The following is a 17,267-nucleotide window of genomic DNA, read 5'->3' on the forward strand; positions in this document are numbered from 1 at the left end:
TCCTAGATATGAAATTCTCCTTGATATAGCTTCACATCAAGTGTTACAACCATTTCATTATATCTTTTCATGACACGATTGAATAAAGTATTGACGAGCATTCCGAATGACCGATAACTATTTTTCAGGCCGTGATACCCGAAACGAAGGCTCTGTGCTTTTCGAATCGCCGCCGCTTCTTCTAAGAAAATAAAGATGAAGCGGTAAATTAAAATCGTTAGTTCAATGAGCACTTTTGGGATAAAAATTTGCTTCATCACTTTCGTTAATTGTACCACGGGAACGGTTAAGACGAAAAAGTAGGTTGCCGCTAAGCAAGCGATACTTCGAAAAAAAACTTGGGTCGCCGTCGTAATCGTCACATCAGAAATCCCGAGATAAAAACTACCAATCGAAATCGAAGCGAGAAAACTGCTTGGATCTTTGGAAATCGAAATAAGAATCGATAGTAAGCTAAAAAGTAGGAATGAAAATGGTAAAAGGAGCCATTTCAAATATTGTTTAAAGTGAATTTTTACAACATAGAGCGTCAGTGGCACCATGCACAAGAATAGGATGGCTTGGACGAGCACGGGGCCGGTTAACGCGACTATGAGAATTGCGACATAAAATAAAGCTTTTGCTGATGGTGAAAACGCAATCCACCGGTTTTGATACGCATATTTATCAATGGTTAACATCGGTCTCAGCTTTCCGCTTGCCACGACTCACACCAATGACATAAGCGATAATTCCTGTTCCGATACAGCCTTGCAGTGTAAATAATAAACTTTCAATTTCGCCACTTTTTGGTTCATAAAGTGGTTCAAACCATGGTTCATAGCTTGGGTCAATTTTAGTGATTTCTGCCTCTGCTTCTCCGTCTGAACCGCCGTACTCACCTGTTTTATTGAAGAAAAACGGACTCACCATTAACAAAACAACTAATAGAATTAAAATGACATTGATATTTATTTTTTTCATCGTAATTGTGCCACCTTTTCTGGTAAATTTTTGCTAATAAGATTGTACATAACTACTGTCAGCAGGCCTTCTGCAATCGCGATTGGAACTTGAGTCACACAGAAAATCGCCATGAATTTTAGAATCGAAGCCATCATGCCGGATGCTGGATCTGGGAAAACGACTCCGAGCTGAACGCTGGTGGTGAGGTAGGTCGCTAAGTCAGCTGTCATCGCACATAAGAAAATCGAAACACTTTTATTGCAGTTTAATTTACGAGCTAGTTTGTACACGACAAAACCGACCATTGGGCCAATTACAGCCATTGACATTGCGTTCGCGCCAAGGGTTGTAATCCCGCCGTGTGCAAGTAGTAACGCTTGGAAAAGTAAGACAATCACGCCTAGAACGCTGACAACGAGTGGACCGAACATGACGGTTGCCAGGCCAACACCAGTCGGATGAGAACAAGATCCTGTAACCGATGGGATTTTTAGTGCCGAAAGAACAAAGATAAAGGCCGCGCATAATGCTAGTAGTAATTTATTATTTTTATCTATGGCAATTAATTTACGAATGCGCATTAAACCAAGTACAAGGAAAGGGATAAAGACAATCAGCCAAAATATGGCCCATTTAACTGGTAAAAACCCCTCCATAATATGCATTGCGTGTGCGGATTCTGGGTTTGTTAAAGTAAAATAAATAACGCCGATTAAAACAAATGGTAGAAACTTCCATAATTTTTTCATTTATATTGCTCCCTTCTTTTTTTCACGATAATCGTGGTAAAATATGACATTTTATCTTCTGGATTTATGTCTTGCATGCCGTAAGTGATTTTTTCTGTCGCCATGGCAACATCGCTTACTACAACCGCTGCATCAAGCAAATTCAGTTTTTTTAGTAATGTCGTAAGAAGGGGTAAATTGCTTGCTGCTTTCATGAAAACTACGGTATCAAATAATTTGAGCGCTTGTTCGATTTTTTCAGCGCCTGCTGTGACCGGGATAACGGCAAAACTTTCCTCGTCCATCACAAGTGGTAATTCAATTTTGGAAGCGATATTCGAAAAGGAAGAAATACCCGCTAGCGTAACTGTTTCAATTTCGCCTTTTAACTGTTCTAGTAAATAGCTATATGTGCTATAAACCATTGGGTCGCCTAGTGTGATGAAACCAACATCGTGCCCATTTTGAACATCTGTTTTGACTTCTTCTGCAATCGCCTTCCACGCCAGCATTTTTTCCTCTTTGTTATAACTCATTGGAAAATGACGTTCTTTAACGATAAGCGTGTCTTTTAAATACGGGCTGACGATTTTCTTAGCTAAGCTTTCGCCGCCTTTTTTCGGTTGGGGAGTGTAGAGAATGGCTAATTTCCCTAGTCGTTCTGCGGCTTCCATTGTGACTAGTTTGCTGTCACCCGGGCCTGTGCCAATGCCGTAAAATTTAGCCACGTGCTTTCACCCTTTCTATTGCCGTGTGGATGTGGTCGATAAATTGGGCTTGGATTCGTTCGTTCTCGCCTAATCCTTGCAAATGACATTCGGTTTGGATACCAGATTGTTCTAGTGTACTTTTCCAAGAATCTTCGTCATCGGAAGCCATATCGTTCGTCGCGTGATCCCCTGCTACTAGCATAAATGGCATTAAATGTGCTTTTTTGATTTCTGCTTGTTGCAATCGTTCAATTACTTGATCCAAACCGGGGTAGCTTTCTACGGCACAAAGATAGATTGGTTCGTTTAAAAGCATATGATCAAGGCAAGCATAGGCGCTGAAAGCATGATGTTTCGAGCCGTGGCCCATAAGAATTAAAGCTTCTTGTTCTTTCAAAGGAGGCATTTGATGGCGAATTGCTTCGATTGCTTTTTCGTAATCATCTTTGGAATCAAGTAGCGGTTGGCTGACGATAATGGAATCAAAATCGGGCTTGAATTTTTCCACTTGAGCAGTGATTTTTTCAAATTCGCCACCGCTAATAATATGTAGCGACTGAATAATGACTTCTTTGTAGCCTAATTCTTTTAGTTGGTTCAGTGCTTGACTTGGCGTGTTGATGTGCATATTGTCGCGGGTTTTTAGTTTTTTGATAATTTTATTCGATGTAAACGCGCGAAACACGTTGTAATCTGGAAATTCTTGGGCCACTCTTTTTTCGCATGCATCAATGGTTTTTTCTCTTGTTTCTGGATAACTAGTACCAAAACTAACAACTAAAATGGCTTTTTTCATTGCGGTACTCCTTCTACTTTTGTTTTTTGGATTAGTTCGATTAAGCTCTCAGGTGTGGCAGTTTCAGCTTCTATAAAATCGTTAATGCCGAATGATTGCAGGGTTGCGCTTGTGAATCTTCCAATCGAAAGTATCGTTTTCGTTTGTAAAATTGCTTTTTCCTCGGTTGTTAAAACATCGAGGAGATTTTGGACGGAACGCGAGCTAGAGAAACACACTTGTTCAAAGCTTTCGAGGTCAAATGGGCGCTCGGTCACTGGGCGCATATCGTATAGCGGCATCATTTCGAGTGCTTCCACTTCGGATAAAATCGTGCTAACTTCAGCTGTATCAACCACGCTCCCGATAATCAAGTTGCTCGCATTGTTTTGGAATCGCACTAGATGCTCTAAAATCAATTCCGTGCTCCGTCTTTTAATGAAGCTATCTGGGATAATGCCTTTTTCGCTAAATGCTTCTTTTGTTTGCTTGCCGATTGCTGTAAGATGGGTATTTTTTAAAGACCGAATATCTAAATCAAGCGTGGCTAAATAGTCGAAAAATCGTTCTACAGCTTCTTTGGATGTAAAAAGAAGTTCGCTTACTTCACCAAGTTCTGCTTTTGTTTTCGTTGGCGCAACATCCAAAACTTGAATATTTGGATACATCGTTACTTCTCCGCCTAAATCGCGAATTTGTTCCGCGAGCATACTTTTTCCAGCACGTGCTCTTGGAAGTAATACTTTTGTATGGAAAAGGGGCATTTCTTCAAAAAAGTTCAGTTGCGGTCGTAAGCTCACCACATCGCCAACAACGATAAGCGCTGGGGAGGAAATACCGGATTCTGCTACTTTTTGCTCGATTGTTTGCAAATTTCCCGTAACCGTTAATTGTTTGCCGCGCGATGCCCATTGTACAATCGCAACACCCGTTTCTGCTTTGCGACCATTTTCAAGTAGATTCGCGCAAATATTAGGCAAATTTGTCATTCCCATCAGGAAAACGAGCGTTCCTTCAAGTCGCGCAAGTGCTTCCCAATCTAGCGGGTCGCGTCCTTTTTTCAAATGACCAGTAATCACGTGAAAACTTGAAGCAAAATCGCGATGTGTCACTGGAATTCCCGCATAAGCAAGTCCGCCAATTGCAGATGTGATTCCTGGAATAACTTCAAAAGGAATTCCTGCTTTATAAAGTGTTTCTCCTTCTTCCCCGCCGCGCCCAAACACATAAGGATCGCCTGCTTTTAAACGTACAACCAGTTCATTAGTTGCGGCTTCTCTTACAAGAATTTGCTCGATTTCATCTTGAGGAATTGGATGATGTAAAGGCTCTTTTCCTACATAAATTAGTTTACAGCTAGCTTTTCGTTCTTGGAGCATCGCTGGTTCAACGAGACGGTCGTATACAATAACATCCGCCTTTTGAAGTGCGGCTAATCCTTTTACAGTTAGTAATTGTGCATCTCCTGGACCTGCGCCAATTAACATGACTTTTCCCATTAGTAGACCTCCAATTGTGTCAAAATTTCTGGTAGTTCAGTTATATGATTTATTTCGATTGGATAATTTAATTTTTTGCGGCGAATGACAATGACAGGAATATTTAGTTCTGCAGCTGCTGTAAGTTTTTCTTGAAAGCCGCCTTGTTTGCCGCTTTCTTTAGTTATTAAAACATCCGCCCCAGTCATTTCTAGCTGTGTTCGGTTCGCTTCTTTCGTGAATGGTCCTTTCATGCCGATGATTTGGTCGGCAACGAGTCCGAGTTCTTCTGCTGAACGAATGACATCCGACACTGGCAAAATGCGCGCAATAATATGTTTCTCCTTTAAGCCAGCCACAAATTCTGGTAAATTTTTGCTGCCGGTTGTCAGAAAAATCCGCTGACCAAGTTTAGCTGCTACTGTACATGCTTCATTGATATCCGCTACCAAATACGTATTGTCTGTTTGTTCGCTCGTGCGTTCGAAGCGAACATAAGGAGTGTTCGCTTCCTTGCAAGCCTCCATCGCCGTTTCAGAAACGATTGTCGCAAATGGATGGGTTGCATCAATAACGAGGTCAACATTTTCAGCATGCCATTTATCAAGCATTTCTTCTTTCGATAATCTGCCACAAAATACAGTTTCGGCGTGCTGCTTGGCCAATGTTTCCCCGTAATCTGTTGCGACTGAAAGAATAAAGGCAAGTTTTGTTTCAGTTAGCCAGTCGCTAATTAACAAGCTATCCGAAGTTCCTCCGAGCACGAAAATCATAGTGAGTAGCCTCGTGGTGTAATCATTTTGCCATTTTTTACGTATGTTTCTTTGTTTCCTACAATGACCATCGTTGTCATATCCACTAACTCATAGTCGATATCTTGCATCGTAGTGATGATTTTCCGCTCTTCTTTTCGACCGACATCTTTGACGATACCAACAACCGTATCTCCTGATTTATGCTCCAACATCTTTTGAAAAGCGTTCGCTAAATGGTTGGCGCGGCCTTTACTTCTTGGATTGTAAAAACAAACAACAAAATCGGCCATTGCAGCATGAGTTAAACGTTTTTCGATTACTTCCCACGGTGTCATTAAATCACTTAAACTAATATGGCAAAAATCGTGCATGATTGGTGCACCAAGAACTGCAGCCGCTCCAATACTTGCGGTAATTCCTGGGATGACTTTAACTTCTAAATTGGGATCGCTTTTTTCGGCTAGTTCTAAAACTAAGCCAGCCATGCCATAAATCCCAGCGTCTCCACTTGAAACAACCGCCACTTTTTTTCCTGTTAATGCGATATTTACGGCTTCTTGGCAACGATCTATTTCGCGGCGCATGCCTGTTTTCACTACTTCTTTATCCTTAATTAGCTCTTTAATTAGTTTGATATATGTTACGTAGCCAACGATTACCTCTGCGTCTTCTATTGCTTGCAGTGCTTCGCCAGTCATTAAACGTTTGTCTCCTGGGCCAATTCCGATTACATAAATCATTTTGCCACCTCACTATTTTTAGTTAATTTTCCAGCTGCAAATGTCACGCCATTTTCGGCAAACCGGCTTGTAATCACGTTTCCATTACTACCAATATCAGCTGATGATAAGGCGACATTTCCTACTTGTACGGTTTTTTGAACGAATGCGGATGTTGGGTATTTTTCAGCTACAGTTTGCAATTCCTCAGCCGAATGAACGATGAACTCGATGCCCCATTTTTCTGCTAAATGTAAAATTGCTGGTTCTTCGGCTTTGAGTGTAATACTATGAATCGCACGAAATGCTCGTGGATGTATGTTTTCTTGTTCACAAAAATGTCTAAAAGCTAGATCAATTGTTTCTACCGAAATGCCTTTTCTGCAACCGACTCCAAGAATAAATTGTCTTGGTACTAGCTGGATTCGTTCTATTTTTGCGGGCGGTAAATTATTTTTAGTTGAAATGAAAATTTGCGGACTCACTTCTTTGTTAGTAAAACCTCGCGTATCAACTTCAAACGGTTCATCTACGTGCAAACCGACTTCTTTTCCTGCTGCTAGTAAACCATTGATACGCTTCGTTGTTGCTTTAAAATTGGACAAGTAACCGTCTAATTGTTTAGCGATATTATCAATCGCCGCCACATTGGCCCGATCGGTTGCGGTTGTAATAACTGCCGCGCCACCTGTTAGTTCAGCAATTTGCTCCGTTAACGCATTCGCTCCACCAACATGACCGGAAAGTAAACTGATGATAAATTGACCATATTCATCCATGACGATTACTGCTGGATCTGAAAGTTTATCTTCAATGACTGGCGCCAGCGTCCGAACCACAATTCCTGTCGCCATAATGCAAATTAACGCTTGATATTCCGTGAAAATCGTCCGCAAACCTGTTCCAAAATTTGGCGTTAAGATGTGTGTGTGTTCATTGTGATGTTTTTCTGGAACGAAAATCGTTCCAGCTACTGTTTCTGCTAACGTTATTGCTAAATCACGCCCACGTTCGGTGACGGCAATAATGGCGATTTTATCTGTACTCATGTTTGAAATCCTTGTCATATAGCTTGGAATAATAAAATTCTTCTCCAAGGAAATCGCCGACCATAATAAGTGCTGTTTTCGTAATTCCTGCTTCTGTCACTTTTTCCGCGATATCTTCTAAAGTTCCCGTTACTTTCTTTTCTTCCGCCCAAGTCGCTTTATAAATAACAGCCGCCGGAGTTTCTGGTTTATAGCCACCTTTGATTAATTCTGAAACAACTTTTCTAATACCTTGAACAGATAAGAAAATAACCATCGAAGTTTGGTGCGCTGCGTACGATCTAAGCGATTCGCGTGATGGTACTGGAGTTCTGCCAGCCATTCGCGTAATAATCACACTTTGGCTGACTTCTGGCACGGTATATTCGACGCCAAAACTACTAGCGGCACCAAGAAATGAACTTACGCCTGGCGTACAAGTAAACGGAATCGAACGTTTTTTCATCTCCTCGACTTGTTCGCGAATTGAGCCATAAATAGAGAAGTCGCCTGTTTGCAAACGAACAACCTCTTTACCAGCAGTTACGCCCGCTTCCATGCAGTCAATAATTTCAATTAAGTTCATGCTCGCACTATTATGGATTTCGCAGTCAGCTTTACAGTATTCCAGCAATTCTGGATTCACGAGTGATCCAGCATAAATAACGACATCCGCATCTTTTAATAGTTGATATCCTTTTAGTGTGATTAATTCTTTATCTCCAGGTCCTGCTCCGACGAAATGTACTTCTGCCATTTTCTTCACTCCTCTAATTTTTTACAGCCAATAATGATAGTTGGATTTTGTGGTTCAAAGTAATGCCCCGCGCCAAGTTTATGCCAACTCGAAACTTGAATTTGTTTCATCGTTAATTCACTCACGGCTAATTTTTCTAAATGGTTCATTGCGGTTAAAGCATTTTCTAACAAAATAAAATTAAGTACTAAACGGCCGTCCGGGTTCATTTGTGCCAGTGACCAATCAATAATATCGGTTAAATTTCCACCACTTCCACCAATAAAAATGGCATCGAATGTATCGTTTTCAGGTAATTCAATTGGCGCATAAGCCTCGAGAACCGCCACATTCTTTAAACCAAACTTGGCTTGATTTTGTTTAATTAAATCTACTGCATCTGGGTTTCGCTCAATTGCAGTAACGTTGATTTCCGGGAAATTACAAGCTACTTGAAGGCCTACACTCCCCGTTCCAGCTCCGACATCGAGCAATTTTTTACTAGTATTATCTAGTCCAAGCAAATCAATGCTCGCCGCTCGTACTTCCGCTTTCGTCATTGGTACTTTGCCGCGAATAAATACTTCATCCTTCATCCATAATCACCACTACATTCATATCATATTTTTTTGCCACATCTTCGGGCTTTAATTTGTGAATCCGTTCCTCTTTGGAGCTTAAATTTTCCCCTATAAAAATGATTTTGTTTAAGTCTCGTTTTAAAATTTCCGCAGCAATTTCATACGGCCCAATAATTGTATCTGTCACCATCGCGATTTTCTCGTGTTGTAATAAGAAGTCGAAGTTTGGCGTTTTTCCATGGCTGCTCGTAATAAAACAATCATTCATTGGTAATTTGATTCGGTGAAACATCATTTGGATGGCACTAATTCCAGGGATAATTCGAACATCTTCCGCAAAATTCGCCATCGCCCAGTTGCCAATGCCGTAAAGGAGCGGATCACCCGATGCTAAAATCACTACGTTTTGATTTTGATGGGGGATACTTTTTAAATCAGCTAGTTTTTTTGGTAAAAGCATGGGGGTTGCAGTCGTTAATTCGGCAATTTCTTGTAATTGTCTGGTTGAGCCATATACCGTATTCGCCTTGCTTATCGCTACTTTTGCTTCATTGATTAATAGTTTTGTATCGCCTGGACCAATTCCGACTACCGTAATCATCGCCATTCCTCCCGTAGTACGTTGATGTCTTTCGTTGCAGCAAGTAAACCGCGCTCGGTCGAAAAAGTGACAACATCAATTTCTACACTTGGTTTCGTGAATTTCAAAAAGCGCTCAGATCTCGCTTTGATTTTTTGCGCAATAACGTCATAAACTTGCGTGTAACCAGCTATTTCAATTAATTCTCCCGCAGCTTCTGTCGTGTTGCACTTCTCTACTTCTTGTAAAAGTGATAACGGCGCGCCGAGCAAAGCCAGATTGGCAACCAAGATTTCCGCCCGAGCATCGGCATCTTTACTATATGTCGTAAAAATTCCCGCCGAAACCTTCACTAATTTACCGAAATGACCGACCATCAGTACTTTTTTAAAAGCGAGACGCTGTGTTTCTTTTAGCATATAACCAACAAAATTACTCATTGAAACGATATTATTGCTTGAAAAACCAAGTGTGTTTTGGACAAAATCATCGCCGTAATTACCGGGAACGAGAATAATTTGGTCAAGACCTTGATTGCGTTTCATTTCGAGCTCCATCGATAGCGATTTTTTCCAGCCTTCATCCGACATCGGGGTAACAATTCCGGTCGTGCCTAGAATAGAAATCCCGCCGATGATGCCTAAGTTGCTGTTCATCGTTCGTTTCGCGCGCTCTTCGCCTTCTGGAGCATATACTAAAATGTTTGCCCCACGATTTTCGCCAAGTGATTCGCGCACCGTTGCTAAAATGTTTTTCCGTGGTGCTGGATTAATGGCTGCTTCGCCAACTGCAACAGAAATCCCTTTTTGCGTGGCGCGACCGATTCCAACACCACCATCCAGCACAACTTCTGAGCTATCCGTTAATTCCACATCCACAAAAATCCACATTCCGTGTGTCGCATCAATATCGTCCCCGCCATCTTTTTGAACCGCGGCAGTAGCTTTATTTTTGGAAAATTGTTGATGCGCCACCGGGATTTCAAGAATCGTTCCACCAGTTGTCGTAACTTGTACCGCGCTCACTTCTTCTTGCGTTAAAATCATTTCGACACAAGCTTTAGCCGCGGCTGCCGCACATGTTCCAGTCGTGTAGCCTTTGCGATATTTTTTGCCGTTATAATAAATAAAATCTTCCATCGCTCGTCGCCTTCTTTACATCGTAATCAAGATTGCATTAATGATGGCTGCAGCAAGGTTACTACCACCTTTTCTACCGCGCGCCACAATTGCGGGAATATCTGTTTCCAAAATTTCTTCCTTACATTCAGCTGCCCCAACAAAACCAACAGGAACTGCCACGACCGCATCCGCTTGTAACTGGCCACTTTCCGTCATTTCGATAATTTTATACACCGCAGTTGGCGCATTTCCTAAAACAAAGATTTTCGGTCCATCTTTGAGTGAAGCGAGTTTAATGCCCGCCATCGAGCGCGTAATCCCGTGCTGTTTAGCAATCTCCATCGTTTCCAGATCGCTCACATAACAATGATATTTACAACCAAGCTCATCTAAAAGCCGCTTATTAATACCGCTTAAAGCCATATTAGTGTCGGTGAAAATGGTTCCTTTATTTTGCAGAACATGAATAATTTTTGCGATAACATCTTGCTGAAATACAAGGCTATCCAAGTAATCAAAATCCGCAGTCGTATGTATCGCACGCTTGATAATCGCTTCCTCTAGCTTGTTTTGAAACGTGTAGTCTGGACGAATATCATCAATAATTTGTTGAATAATTTCAAAGCTTTTCTCTTCAATTTTGGCTGGGTTTTTAATATAGTTCATTGTGCCACTCCTTTAAAATAGTATTAGGTATATACTTGTAAAAATGATAAAAGCGATTGTGGACGCCGCATATAACAAATGAATAGTTTTGCTAATTTCTGTTTGTGTCACTGGTTTAGTGCCGCTGCCGATTGTTGGCTTGACTACCGTTTCGCCAAAGTATTCGTGCGTGCCACCAAGCGTAATTCCAAGCGCTCCGGCTACCGCGCCTTCCGGATAAGCACAGTTGGGACTCGTATGATTCTTCCGGTCCCGCAGCCCTATCACCCAAGCTGCGCGCCATTCATACCTTAAAATAAAACTCGCAATAACGAGGAATAACCAAGACAGTCTCGCTGGAATAAAATTGGCAATATCATCCATTTTCGCGGAAACAAAACCAATCGCGCGATATTTTTCATTTTTATAACCGACCATCGAATCTAGTGTATTGACTGCCTTATACATTAAAGCAAGCACTGGTCCACCAATGAACAAGTAAAAAAGTGGTGCAATTACCCCGTCTGCCGTATTTTCGGCCACTGTTTCAATCGTCGCTTTGCTAATTTGTTCGGCTGATAAATTATCGGTATCACGTCCAACAATCATTCCAACTTGTACCCTAGCAGCTGCCAAATCCCCGTCCGCCAGTGTCCGCTCTATTTTCCGCGCCTCTTTCGCAAGGCAAGTCATCGCAAGTGTCGTATAGCCTAAGTAGATGAAAATAGCTGCATAAAGCCAGAAAGCAATTTTCGCACTGAAGTATAGGAGCAAACACGATACAACTCCGGTCAAACCAACCGTGAGAACAAATAATAATCCGCCCGCAAAATACAATCCATTACCATGAAAAATTTTCCGCAAAGCAGTTGTTAAAAAGTGAATCCAATTTCCAATAGCTTTGATAGGATGCGGCCAGCTGTAAGGGTCACCTAGCAAGCAATCTAAAATAAAAGCTGCTGTATAAAATAGTAATGTCATCGGCGCACAGCTCCAAACATATGAATTAAAATGGCTGGATTTTGATAGAAATGAATATGTAAATAACTCGCAAACGTATTGCCCTTTTGATAGCCGCCATGCCATTCTTTCACTATTTCGCCGTCGCGTTTTTTCGAAAGCTCTAGACAAGGCGTTTCGGTCGTTTCAAAAACGGAATGATGGAATTCATGACCTCGAATTGCGGAACCTTTTTTGCCAATCAGCGTGTCTGTGCTAGGTGTCGCGGTACAATAACCAAACTTCCGAAGTCGCGTCGTCATCTTACTAATCCCAGAAAAAACGCCGACCATTTCATATTGTGTATCGTCCATTTCTAGTTCTGAACCAAGATACATCAGCCCGCCACACTCCGCATAAATTGGAATGCCTTTTTCATGTGCCGCCAAAATCGATTCGCGCATCGTGCTATTCTTCGCAAGCCGCTCCGCAAACACCTCCGGAAAACCACCACCAATATAAATAAAATCTGCTTCTGGAACTTCCATATCTTCCAGTGGACTGAACGGAATCAGCGTTGCCCCAGTCGAACGAATCAGTTCTAAATTATCTTGATAATAAAAATGGAATGCTGCATCGAGCGCATAAGCAACCCGAAGTCCACTAAAGTCCGGCATCGCGATATCAAGTGACTCTCCCACCAAATCTTCACTAGACTTGCTTATTTCCAACAACCGTTCCAAATCAACATGTTCGGCAATCAAATCGCCAAGTAACTCCCATTTTGCTTCTAATTCCGTCATTTCTTCTTGCGGTACTAAACCAAGATGCCGTTCCGGAAGTGCCACCGCCGCATTTTTCGGCAAATATCCTAGAACCGGCACATCCGTATAACGCTCAATCGCCCCTTTAATCAATGAAAAATGGTTTTCTGAAGCAACTCGATTAATTATCACGCCAGCAATTTCTAGCTCCGGATCAAAACGATTAAACCCATCCACAATTGCTGCCGCAGAAGTCGAAATCGCTTTCCCATCCACGACTAAAATCACCGGCGTTTTCGTACATTTGGCGATAAATGAAGTACTCGCATTATCACGATCAATCCCAAGCCCATCAAATAATCCCATTACACCTTCAATCACCGAAATATCAGCCGTTTCCCCGTGCTTTTGAAAAAGAGCAGCGAGCATAGCATCGTCATCAATCAGAAAACTATCTAAATTAATCGATGCAACGCCTGTTATCGCTTGGTGATAATTGGTATCAATATAATCTGGTCCTACTTTAAATGGTTGAACCCGCAAGCCTCTTTTTTTCAGTGCATGCATAATTCCAAGTGTGACAGTTGTTTTGCCAGCTCCACTTGATGCAGCCGCAATTAAGATTTTGTTCATCTTTTTCACCTTTCAAATTTAGCCATAAAAAAAGACACCAAACAGAACTTTGGTGTCTTTTTGAGATTTACGCAAATAAGCTATTTCCTTGTAGCACAAAGAAACTTCCCCATCGTGAAAATCTACTTAATCAAGACAACTCGCTCCCTTAGAAGTTGTTTTTGGATATCGAATATAAAAGCGGTCTCCTGACTTAACATCATCCTACTCACCAGTCTTCCCGGAATTGCTTCCAGTGACATATGTTTGGCTTTCGTCCGTATTACAGTAGCTAGGGCCTGTAGAGGATTTTCACCTCTTTCCCGGATTAATATATTCACCTATTTAGTTGTTTAGTACCCGGCAATTCGTCTTTTCCAGCGTTCTGGCAATACTTGGTAAACGATTTCTGCGACTAAAATGTTGCAAATCGTTCCCACTGCAAGAACTGGGAATAAAACAAACACCGCTTGATGCATTAATGGATAAAGTGCAAGTAATGATAATGGACAATTAAACACAAAAGCGACAACACTCGATACACTAATAGCTACTAATGGATTTTTTTCTGCCAGTTTTTGGCGTGTAAATCCGTAAGCGATCATCGTTACGCCCATCATTCCAGCGACAATCAAATGAATCGGTAGTGTGAGCGGAAAACCCGCCAGTAATGCTGATGTTAAATGACCGAAAATCCCAAGCACTGCGCCGTACATCGGACCAAGCAGCAAAGTTCCAATAAAAGCTGGAGCTGCGTCAAATGCAACAGAACCCATTAATTTTATGTTCGCGCCAATTACACACATTGCAATCAACATCGCACATAAGACTAATTTCTGAATCTTCAATTGAAAAGATCACCCTCTCATGAAAGCGTTATTTCCATTTCATTATATCCCTGTTAAACCACTGGTACAAGGTCACTCAGAGCACCGAAAGCAAAATAGTGCAAGCTTTTTAAATCTGATTTTTTTCTGTTTTACCAAGCAAAAATAGCCTACAGTGTGAACTTTTTCTCAATTTCTATTTTCTGCGATAAGAAAATGACAATATTTTGTTATAAAAAAGAATTTATTGTTCTATTTAAAATGCAGGATTAAACGTTATTTAAAGCGATTTTATGGTATAATTAGTGCGAGCTTAAAAGGAGGAGGAATTGCATTTGGAGAAAGAAAAAGTTGTCAATATTCAACCACTCATGACTAATCAAGTTGAAAATCAATTTACGCAACAAATTCATGAAGACTTTAACAAGAAAAATCCAGATCATTCCGCCCTACTCCATTCGCTTGAAACGGTCGAAGTGCTGGATGTGTTAAGCGATTACTACTCTGCGCACGAAAAACAAAAACAACCGAAAAAAGAAACAGCTACTGCTAGTAAATCTGGCGGCGAGCATAAAGAAATCAAACAAGCGATTCGCTACATTAAAAAGAACATTCATCGCTCGATTACTTTAGAAGAAGTGGCGAATTATGTCTATTTAAGCCCCTTTTATTTAAGTAAATTATTTAAAAACGAATTAAATATCAATTTTATCAATTACGTCAACGAACAAAAAATGCTCTATGCGAAAGAGCAACTAGAAAAAAGCGACTGGGCGGTTCATACGATTGCCAAGAACTTAGGTTTCTCAAGAGCCAGCTACTTTTGCAAAGTCTTTAAAAAAGAATTCGATATGACGCCGAAAGAATACCGCGATTCCTTAAAATAAAAAAAACGATTTCAGCCGTTAAGCCGAAATCGTTTTTTATTTTATTGTGACTGCCAATCAGCCGGATAAGTAACATAAACAAATCTTGCTTCACCAGTAACGGAAAACTTGATTTGGCTACCTTTAGGAATGAAAATAATTTCTCCTGGTCCTGCTGAAACAGTTCTGCCATCAATGACAACATCTAGTCTGCCTTCGATAACGTAATCTACTTCATCATAATCCAAGAACCAATCGAATGTTGTATCTTTCATTTCCATTAGACCGAAACCTAGACGTTTACTTTCTTCTAGTGTTACTAAGTCTTTTGTATAAACAACATCGCTCGGGTTACCTGTATCTAAACGATCTTCTTCTGAAACTTTCACTACAGGAAGTTTGATCGATAAAATACCACTTGGATCAACGTGTTTGGAACTTTGGCCCATTTTTTCAATGATAACTTGTTTTACTAGTTGTTCGATTAACTCTTTACTAATATCAGCCATTATCTTTCACCGCCGTTTGTTCTTTTGTTTTATTTTTTTTCATCATTCGGTTAGCCATGTAGATACCAACACCAACAGCAGTTACCCCTCCGACTAATTTCCCGACGATCATTGGGAAGATCATATCTTTAGCAACACCAGCTGTAAAGCCTAGATGATCACCTAAAACAAAGGCCGCAGATACTGCGAAAGCAACGTTAATAATTTTACCGCGCTCATCCATATCTTTTAGCATTTGTAACATTGGGATACTGTTTGCAAGTGTAGCAACCATACCAGCTGCCGCAACTTCATTCATACCAAGTAATTTACCCATTTTCATAAGAGGCTTGTTGAAAAGTTTCGTAATAACGAATACTAAACAGAAAGCTCCTGCAAGAACTAGTGCAATACCACCAACGATTTCAATACCTTCGCCGATTGGTGCAATTCCTGGAATAATAGTTAAACCAGTTAATTGTTGAACAGCTCCAGCAACAAGTCCGATAGTTGCAACAATTACTACGCCTTTACCGAAAATAGTGAAGCCTTTAATCATGCCTTCTGGTTTGAACCAAAGACCTAACATAATTAGAGCAGCTACAAGAATAATTGGTACTAAGTTTTTGAAAATCATGATTGGAGAGAATCCAGCTACAAGCCCACCGATTAAACAACCGATTGGAATAGTAATAATACCGGATAATACACCAGTCGCTAAATATTTGTGATCTTCTTTTTTAATAATTCCTAGTGCTACTGGAATTGTGAAAACAATTGTTGGTCCCATCATCGAACCTAAAATTGCTCCCGCAAAAAGACCAGCATCAGGAGTTAGCGCAAGTTCTTGAGCTAGCGCAAAACCACCCATGTCATTCGCAAGTAACGTTGTTGCAAACATTGCCGGGTCAGCCCCAAGCGCCGTATAAATTGGTACAACAATCGGGCTTAAAATTTTCGCTAAAACTGGTGCTAACGTAATAATCCCGACCATTGCTAGTGTTAGTGAACCCATTGCCATAATACCTTCTTCAAATTGTGCACCTAAGCCAAATTTGTTACCGATAATTTTGTCAATAGCTCCTAAAATCATAAAGATAACCATTAAATAAATAATAATTTCATTAATGCTCAAAAGTGTTCCTCCATTCTATAGATAGCGTTTTAAAAGTTCATCAGGAGAAGGAATAACCGTATGATGTATCACCTTTTTTGGTTCGGCGGTTTCGATTAGAATCCGCATCCCTTCTTGAATAGCACTAACTTCCCCTGTAAAAACAGCGACAAATTTCCCACCAATCGAAGCACCAAGCGTCATTCGTTTTAAATGAATAGCTGATTTTTTCAGCGCTTCATTGACCGCGTTTAGCCCAGCACCAAGCTGACTGATTTCGATAATCCCTACTGCATCAACTTCCACTTTAGGGTGTTTATTGTTTAGAAAAGCAAGTAATTCTTCGTGCGCCATATGCAAAATATAAGAAGAAACATGAAATTTTCCAGCTTCTTCTTTTGCATCCTGCATCGCACTAGTAAGTTCACCGGAAGCACCTTGCAAAATAATCAAAAATTTACCAGGACATGTAGGACGAAAAGTAAATAAAGTTACATTGCCTGCTTTCAAGAAAACATCGGCCATTTCGTAACCTTTACTTATACTCCTGAGTTCAAGAATACCTAAGGACTGTTCAGCCATAACGTTCTACCGAGTCGATAATGCCGACGATACAAGCGTCTACTGGTATCGTATTGTCCCCAGTAGATGCTCGTGCTGCGCTACCAGTTGTAACGAGCACAAGATCGCCGTTTCCTGCTCCGGCATTATCAGCTGCCACTATGGAATGTCTTACATCTTCCGTTTCATCGGTACAAATCTCTACTAATAGTAGTTTTAAACCATTCAGTTTTTCGTCTTTTCTTGTTGCCCATAAACTCCCGGTAACTTTTCCAATTTGCATGACGCTCTTCCT

The 17,267-nt window shown here is 40.8% G+C and carries 22 protein-coding genes and 1 riboswitch; of the genes, 1 reads left to right on the forward strand and 21 read right to left on the reverse strand.

The window, feature by feature from the left end:
* Window positions 1-2: 2 nt before the first annotated feature.
* The 17 genes from HCJ55_RS02900 to cblT form a co-directional block, all read right to left on the reverse strand.
* Window positions 3-680 carry an energy-coupling factor ABC transporter transmembrane protein gene (locus HCJ55_RS02900; protein ID WP_185506354.1) on the reverse strand — a complete coding sequence of 226 codons (678 nt, stop codon included), beginning with the start codon at window positions 678-680 and terminating at the stop codon, window positions 3-5.
* Window positions 667-963 (reverse strand): energy-coupling factor ABC transporter substrate-binding protein, encoded by a 297-nt coding sequence (locus HCJ55_RS02905; protein ID WP_008947568.1) that lies wholly within the window; start codon window positions 961-963, stop codon window positions 667-669. The genes HCJ55_RS02900 and HCJ55_RS02905 overlap by 14 nt, the downstream gene beginning before the upstream one ends.
* Entirely contained in the window at window positions 960-1,610 is a 651-nt protein-coding gene (locus HCJ55_RS02910) for an energy-coupling factor ABC transporter permease (protein WP_185517356.1), read from the reverse strand. The genes HCJ55_RS02905 and HCJ55_RS02910 overlap by 4 nt, the downstream gene beginning before the upstream one ends.
* Before the next feature lie 80 nt (window positions 1,611-1,690).
* Window positions 1,691-2,401 (reverse strand): cobalt-factor II C(20)-methyltransferase, encoded by a 711-nt coding sequence (locus tag HCJ55_RS02915; protein ID WP_185516971.1) that lies wholly within the window; start codon window positions 2,399-2,401, stop codon window positions 1,691-1,693.
* Window positions 2,394-3,179: a sirohydrochlorin cobaltochelatase gene (locus HCJ55_RS02920; protein WP_185516973.1), complete on the reverse strand. Its 786-nt coding sequence runs from the start codon at window positions 3,177-3,179 to the stop codon at window positions 2,394-2,396. Before HCJ55_RS02920 ends, HCJ55_RS02915 begins: the two co-directional genes overlap by 8 nt.
* Entirely contained in the window at window positions 3,176-4,657 is a 1,482-nt protein-coding gene (cobA, locus tag HCJ55_RS02925; RefSeq protein WP_185516975.1) for a uroporphyrinogen-III C-methyltransferase, read from the reverse strand. Before cobA ends, HCJ55_RS02920 begins: the two co-directional genes overlap by 4 nt.
* Window positions 4,657-5,409 carry a precorrin-6A reductase gene (gene cobK, locus HCJ55_RS02930; RefSeq protein ID WP_185516977.1) on the reverse strand — a complete coding sequence of 251 codons (753 nt, stop codon included), beginning with the start codon at window positions 5,407-5,409 and terminating at the stop codon, window positions 4,657-4,659. The genes cobA and cobK overlap by 1 nt, the downstream gene beginning before the upstream one ends.
* Complete coding sequence (gene cobJ / locus HCJ55_RS02935) at window positions 5,406-6,131, reverse strand: precorrin-3B C(17)-methyltransferase (protein WP_185516979.1); 726 nt, start codon at window positions 6,129-6,131, stop codon at window positions 5,406-5,408. Before cobJ ends, cobK begins: the two co-directional genes overlap by 4 nt.
* The gene (cbiG, locus tag HCJ55_RS02940) at window positions 6,128-7,159 is read right to left on the reverse strand and encodes a cobalt-precorrin 5A hydrolase (RefSeq protein WP_185516981.1); all 1,032 of its coding nucleotides are present in this window, start codon (window positions 7,157-7,159) and stop codon (window positions 6,128-6,130) included. The genes cobJ and cbiG overlap by 4 nt, the downstream gene beginning before the upstream one ends.
* A complete protein-coding gene (locus HCJ55_RS02945) occupies window positions 7,146-7,895 on the reverse strand; it encodes a cobalt-precorrin-4 methyltransferase (protein WP_008947559.1) in 750 nt (249 codons plus the stop codon). The genes cbiG and HCJ55_RS02945 overlap by 14 nt, the downstream gene beginning before the upstream one ends.
* A gap of 5 nt (window positions 7,896-7,900) precedes the next feature.
* Window positions 7,901-8,470, reverse strand: coding sequence for a decarboxylating cobalt-precorrin-6B (C(15))-methyltransferase (locus HCJ55_RS02950; RefSeq protein ID WP_185502630.1), 570 nt, complete (start codon window positions 8,468-8,470; stop codon window positions 7,901-7,903).
* A complete protein-coding gene (locus HCJ55_RS02955; RefSeq protein ID WP_185502629.1) occupies window positions 8,460-9,056 on the reverse strand; it encodes a cobalt-precorrin-7 (C(5))-methyltransferase in 597 nt (198 codons plus the stop codon). Before HCJ55_RS02955 ends, HCJ55_RS02950 begins: the two co-directional genes overlap by 11 nt.
* Window positions 9,053-10,174 (reverse strand): cobalt-precorrin-5B (C(1))-methyltransferase CbiD, encoded by a 1,122-nt coding sequence (gene cbiD / locus HCJ55_RS02960; protein ID WP_185502628.1) that lies wholly within the window; start codon window positions 10,172-10,174, stop codon window positions 9,053-9,055. Before cbiD ends, HCJ55_RS02955 begins: the two co-directional genes overlap by 4 nt.
* Before the next feature lie 15 nt (window positions 10,175-10,189).
* Window positions 10,190-10,822, reverse strand: a complete 633-nt coding sequence (locus HCJ55_RS02965; protein WP_185516983.1) for a cobalt-precorrin-8 methylmutase — start codon at window positions 10,820-10,822, stop codon at window positions 10,190-10,192.
* 12 nt (window positions 10,823-10,834) lie between these two features.
* Window positions 10,835-11,782, reverse strand: a complete 948-nt coding sequence (cbiB, locus tag HCJ55_RS02970) for an adenosylcobinamide-phosphate synthase CbiB (protein ID WP_185516985.1) — start codon at window positions 11,780-11,782, stop codon at window positions 10,835-10,837.
* A complete protein-coding gene (locus tag HCJ55_RS02975; RefSeq protein ID WP_185516987.1) occupies window positions 11,779-13,137 on the reverse strand; it encodes a cobyrinic acid a,c-diamide synthase CobB in 1,359 nt (452 codons plus the stop codon). Before HCJ55_RS02975 ends, cbiB begins: the two co-directional genes overlap by 4 nt.
* A 161-nt stretch (window positions 13,138-13,298) precedes the next feature.
* A riboswitch (cobalamin riboswitch) is annotated at window positions 13,299-13,488 on the reverse strand.
* Window positions 13,470-13,964: an alpha-ribazole transporter gene (gene cblT / locus HCJ55_RS02980; protein ID WP_008947552.1), complete on the reverse strand. Its 495-nt coding sequence runs from the start codon at window positions 13,962-13,964 to the stop codon at window positions 13,470-13,472. It overlaps the preceding riboswitch by 19 nt.
* A gap of 314 nt (window positions 13,965-14,278) precedes the next feature.
* Between cblT and HCJ55_RS02985 the strand changes: the two genes are divergently transcribed.
* Window positions 14,279-14,830: a helix-turn-helix transcriptional regulator gene (locus HCJ55_RS02985; RefSeq protein ID WP_008947551.1), complete on the forward strand. Its 552-nt coding sequence runs from the start codon at window positions 14,279-14,281 to the stop codon at window positions 14,828-14,830.
* Window positions 14,831-14,871: 41 nt separating this feature from the next.
* On the opposite strand, the gene HCJ55_RS02990 is transcribed toward HCJ55_RS02985, so the two are convergent.
* The 4 genes from HCJ55_RS02990 to HCJ55_RS03005 are packed head-to-tail and all read right to left on the reverse strand — an operon-like array spanning window position 14,872 to window position 17,255.
* Complete coding sequence (locus tag HCJ55_RS02990) at window positions 14,872-15,318, reverse strand: EutQ-related cupin domain-containing protein (RefSeq protein WP_008947550.1); 447 nt, start codon at window positions 15,316-15,318, stop codon at window positions 14,872-14,874.
* A complete protein-coding gene (gene eutH, locus HCJ55_RS02995; protein ID WP_003736358.1) occupies window positions 15,311-16,432 on the reverse strand; it encodes an ethanolamine utilization protein EutH in 1,122 nt (373 codons plus the stop codon). The genes HCJ55_RS02990 and eutH overlap by 8 nt, the downstream gene beginning before the upstream one ends.
* Before the next feature lie 15 nt (window positions 16,433-16,447).
* Window positions 16,448-16,993, reverse strand: coding sequence for an ethanolamine utilization microcompartment shell protein (locus tag HCJ55_RS03000; RefSeq protein ID WP_003721583.1), 546 nt, complete (start codon window positions 16,991-16,993; stop codon window positions 16,448-16,450).
* On the reverse strand, window positions 16,986-17,255 hold the full coding sequence (locus HCJ55_RS03005; protein ID WP_003721582.1) for a EutN/CcmL family microcompartment protein: 270 nt from the start codon (window positions 17,253-17,255) through the stop codon (window positions 16,986-16,988). Before HCJ55_RS03005 ends, HCJ55_RS03000 begins: the two co-directional genes overlap by 8 nt.
* Window positions 17,256-17,267: the final 12 nt, after the last annotated feature.

Source organism: Listeria marthii (assembly GCF_014227425.1).
In the GTDB taxonomy this organism is placed as follows: domain Bacteria; phylum Bacillota; class Bacilli; order Lactobacillales; family Listeriaceae; genus Listeria; species Listeria marthii.

Bases quoted from the DNA above. Each gene is read 5' to 3' on its own strand.
- HCJ55_RS02900 (WP_185506354.1), bottom strand. From the start codon at position 680: ATGTTAACCATTGATAAATATGCGTATCAAAACCGGTGGATTGCGTTT.
- HCJ55_RS02905 (WP_008947568.1), bottom strand. From the start codon at position 963: ATGAAAAAAATAAATATCAATGTCATTTTAATTCTATTAGTTGTTTTG.
- HCJ55_RS02910 (WP_185517356.1), bottom strand. From the start codon at position 1,610: ATGCATATTATGGAGGGGTTTTTACCAGTTAAATGGGCCATATTTTGG.
- HCJ55_RS02920 (WP_185516973.1), bottom strand. From the start codon at position 3,179: ATGAAAAAAGCCATTTTAGTTGTTAGTTTTGGTACTAGTTATCCAGAA.
- cobA (WP_185516975.1), bottom strand. From the start codon at position 4,657: ATGGGAAAAGTCATGTTAATTGGCGCAGGTCCAGGAGATGCACAATTA.
- cobK (WP_185516977.1), bottom strand. From the start codon at position 5,409: ATGATTTTCGTGCTCGGAGGAACTTCGGATAGCTTGTTAATTAGCGAC.
- cobJ (WP_185516979.1), bottom strand. From the start codon at position 6,131: ATGATTTATGTAATCGGAATTGGCCCAGGAGACAAACGTTTAATGACT.
- cbiG (WP_185516981.1), bottom strand. From the start codon at position 7,159: ATGAGTACAGATAAAATCGCCATTATTGCCGTCACCGAACGTGGGCGT.
- HCJ55_RS02945 (WP_008947559.1), bottom strand. From the start codon at position 7,895: ATGGCAGAAGTACATTTCGTCGGAGCAGGACCTGGAGATAAAGAATTA.
- HCJ55_RS02950 (WP_185502630.1), bottom strand. From the start codon at position 8,470: ATGAAGGATGAAGTATTTATTCGCGGCAAAGTACCAATGACGAAAGCG.
- HCJ55_RS02955 (WP_185502629.1), bottom strand. From the start codon at position 9,056: ATGATTACGGTAGTCGGAATTGGTCCAGGCGATACAAAACTATTAATC.
- cbiD (WP_185502628.1), bottom strand. From the start codon at position 10,174: ATGGAAGATTTTATTTATTATAACGGCAAAAAATATCGCAAAGGCTAC.
- HCJ55_RS02965 (WP_185516983.1), bottom strand. From the start codon at position 10,822: ATGAACTATATTAAAAACCCAGCCAAAATTGAAGAGAAAAGCTTTGAA.
- cbiB (WP_185516985.1), bottom strand. From the start codon at position 11,782: ATGACATTACTATTTTATACAGCAGCTTTTATTTTAGATTGCTTGCTA.
- HCJ55_RS02975 (WP_185516987.1), bottom strand. From the start codon at position 13,137: ATGAACAAAATCTTAATTGCGGCTGCATCAAGTGGAGCTGGCAAAACA.
- HCJ55_RS02990 (WP_008947550.1), bottom strand. From the start codon at position 15,318: ATGGCTGATATTAGTAAAGAGTTAATCGAACAACTAGTAAAACAAGTT.
- HCJ55_RS03000 (WP_003721583.1), bottom strand. From the start codon at position 16,993: ATGGCTGAACAGTCCTTAGGTATTCTTGAACTCAGGAGTATAAGTAAA.
- HCJ55_RS03005 (WP_003721582.1), bottom strand. From the start codon at position 17,255: ATGCAAATTGGAAAAGTTACCGGGAGTTTATGGGCAACAAGAAAAGAC.